The sequence below is a fragment of the Desulfosarcina sp. genome, from assembly GCF_041551955.1.
Lineage (GTDB): Bacteria > Desulfobacterota > Desulfobacteria > Desulfobacterales > Desulfosarcinaceae > Desulfosarcina.
On sequence record NZ_JBFELV010000536.1, the window covers coordinates 1 to 3,122 of the forward strand.

The following is a 3,122-nucleotide window of genomic DNA, read 5'->3' on the forward strand; positions in this document are numbered from 1 at the left end:
AAAAAACATTTTTTGCAGCTGGCACATGCTTTGCCCTTATTCAGGTCATCAATACAGTTCCGCGCTTAGCGGATCATAAAAGCTCATTCAAGAGAGAAAGGAGAAATTTCATGAAGATCAACAAGAATTTCATTTTCGGATTGGTAGCTGTTTCGATTTTTGGAATTGCGGCTGTCGCCTTTGCTCACGGTGGTCGGGGATACAGATCGCATATGGGCAATTACGAAAACCACATGATGGGTCCCGGCTACGGCGTTCACATGATGAGATTGGATGCCTATGAGGGATCTTATCGTCGCGGTTATGGCGCCTGGGGCGATCTGTCCGACGAAGACGCGGCCCGGCTAAGTGCATCCCGAGAAAAATTCTACAAATATACGCGGGAACTGCGCGATCGAATCGAAGAGAATGAGATTGCCCTTCGCAAGGAATGGGAGCAGGTCGATCCAGATCAGGACAAGATCTTCGATCTGCAGAAGGAAATCTCCTCCGTGCGTGGTGACTTAGACGAGCAGGTCCTGGCCCACCAGTTCGAAGTCCGCAAGCTGCTGCCGGCAAACTACCGGGGAACCGGATATGATTATAGTCGTGGATATTGCTGGTAATTTGGACGGCTGCTCTGGGGCGGCTAAATCTAACCGTCCCGTAAAATAACGGTTTTACATGCTGAGGAGGCTAATGTGAGAAGACAAACCGTTACCCTGCTGAACTTGGGCATCTCCATCGCACTGATTGCAGGTACCATCTGGTTTCTGGTCAACCATCAAAACAGCTTCGGCTTTGGCAATGCACACTGGATCATGCCGCATCACATGACGATAGGAGGCGGTGGCATGGGGATCATCATGACTTTTTTCTGGATTTCCGTGATCGCCGCTATCGCCATAGTCGTTTCCAGTCTCGTTACCGGAAGGCGGTCCGAGGGAAGTCAAAAAAACAAAAAACCATTCGATGTCTTGGAGATATTAAAGAACCGTTACTACCGGGGTGAAATCGACTATGCACCATATCAGACCATGAAACGGGAGCTGGAGTAGCCTTAACATTCCTCAATTCACAAAGGCAGGTGTCTAATGACAACTCAAACACAACTCACTACAATTATCGATCCGGTTTGCGGGATGTCGTTGGACCCGGCAACGGCGGCAGCCAAAACGTGCCACAACGGTGTTGAGGTGTATTTTTGTGCGCAAAGATGCAAGCAAACCTTCGACACCCATCCCCAAAAGTATGCCGGAACCAAGAAAAAGAAGGGACTCTGGAAACGCTATCTTGACCGGCTGAACAAAGCCACCGGAGGACGGCCTCCGGCATGTCACTAAGAATCCGACGGTAAAATTTACAAGAATGATTCAGCAGCATCGATTGAGGTAAAATTTTTGCTGACCGAATTGGTTTTGTCGTTAAATCAGAGCCCAACAGCTATATCCAATTGGCAAACGATTGCAAAGGAGCTAATGGCGGATTCCAATCGACATCAATTGATGCCGAAGCCATCTGTCAAGCATCGGGATGGAATGACATGTCTCTAATCGCTTTGATGCTAAAGCTGTTGATACGGACCACTACGAGGGCCGTTAAGCAGAAAGCTGGGATGCCAAGTCATAAAGGCGTATTCTGCGGTGGTTAATATGACTGCCCACCCCCACAATCAGGCATTAAATCCCAACTTTTTATCCATTGAATGTGGAGTATGCACGCATATCGGGAGGAGGCCACAGAATCAAGACAAGACGCTCACTGTTTGCAAAGCGTGGGGACGTCTGTTTGCTGTCGCAGACGGCATGGGCGGCCATCCGGGCGGGGAACTCGCTAGCCAATTGGCCTGTGAATACCTCAAAGAATATTTTACCAATAAGCGCATAGTAGATAAGAAAAAGCCTTATTCGTACCGTAATCGTCTGGTCGATGCGATTATCCGTGTCGATCGGTACATCCGGTTACACGGACGACGTCATAAAGCCATGACGGATATGGGAACCACGCTTTCCTGCCTCCTGATTGACGGTACCCACAGCATTATCGCCCACGTCGGCGACAGTCGAATCTACCGGCACAGGAATGGACGTCTAAGCCAACTGACCACCGATCACACCTTTGTCCAGGACATGATCTTCGAGGGGGAAGTGGATCCTTCGCAGGCTTACCGGCATCCTCTCCGTCACTTGCTTACACGTGTCGTGGGGACCGAGGAAGTTTTAGAATTCGTCGATTCACGCATTGACGATATTAAACTTGGAGACCAATTTTTACTGTGCACCGATGGATTGACTGGTTCGTTGAATGAAGACTCAATTATCGAGGCAATGAAAGAACAGTCAACTGCGGCTGACACGGCAGCTCGATTGGTTAAAATCGCGCTGCGAAATGGCGCCCGCGACAATATTACGGCAATCGTTGTCACATGTTGACGTATTAGCCGCCACTAACCGGACATCAAGCAATGAATGCAACCATGGCTTCAACACAATCATCCCAGCAAATGATTTACACCCTAAAATAGGAGTTCGTATCATGAATCTCAAAAAACAGATTCTCAAGTTTTTCCAAACAACCTATGCTGACATATTGCCTTCCGATGATTCAGACGCAACTAAGGCATCTAAAGCCCATGATCCGCGTCATTAGGTTGTTCAAGAAATGTTCGACGGGATGAGCACTGGTACGGCGCGAATAATAATAGAAAAGCAAATCAGCCAAGAAATCCGGGAAAAATTCAAAATCGACCAGGTCGAAAACCAGGGCAGATATTATCTGGCCAGAATAGTGCGTCATGACGGCTCCACCATTCAACGACTGTTGGTGGATAAACAGACGGGAAATATTCGTATGGTAGGAATGGCATAGTAATGGTGATTTCTTAGATAAATAGGTATTACACTTGATTTTTTAAATGTTTTTTCGAATGTATCCTATTTATTTAAGGCTCCTAAAAATATCAATCTGATCGACAGACCAAAACACTATTTCCACGAAAAAATAGCCATCCATTGATTGCAGACATGAAAATTGGCGTTAAATTACCAACTATATGAAGCGCCGGGAGGAAACAATGGAACAAACGGACGAAGCTGTTGCAGTTGAAGAGAAGGTAACCGATCCGGTTTGTGGTATGAGCACCA

Annotated in this window: 5 protein-coding genes; all 5 read left to right on the forward strand. The window is 47.2% G+C overall.

Going from position 1 to position 3,122, the window contains the following annotated elements:
- Window positions 1-605 (forward strand): periplasmic heavy metal sensor (locus ABYV26_RS23720; protein WP_372683826.1); only part of this gene is annotated, 605 nt, incomplete at its 5' end.
- A 75-nt stretch (window positions 606-680) separates the two neighbouring features.
- Entirely contained in the window at window positions 681-1,037 is a 357-nt protein-coding gene (locus ABYV26_RS23725) for an SHOCT domain-containing protein (RefSeq protein WP_155306156.1), read from the forward strand.
- A gap of 36 nt (window positions 1,038-1,073) precedes the next feature.
- Window positions 1,074-1,322, forward strand: coding sequence for a YHS domain-containing protein (locus tag ABYV26_RS23730; protein WP_372683827.1), 249 nt, complete (start codon window positions 1,074-1,076; stop codon window positions 1,320-1,322).
- A gap of 309 nt (window positions 1,323-1,631) precedes the next feature.
- Window positions 1,632-2,411, forward strand: a complete 780-nt coding sequence (locus ABYV26_RS23735; protein ID WP_155306158.1) for a PP2C family serine/threonine-protein phosphatase — start codon at window positions 1,632-1,634, stop codon at window positions 2,409-2,411.
- A gap of 229 nt (window positions 2,412-2,640) precedes the next feature.
- On the forward strand, window positions 2,641-2,847 hold the full coding sequence (locus ABYV26_RS23740) for a hypothetical protein (RefSeq protein WP_372683828.1): 207 nt from the start codon (window positions 2,641-2,643) through the stop codon (window positions 2,845-2,847).
- Window positions 2,848-3,122: the final 275 nt, after the last annotated feature.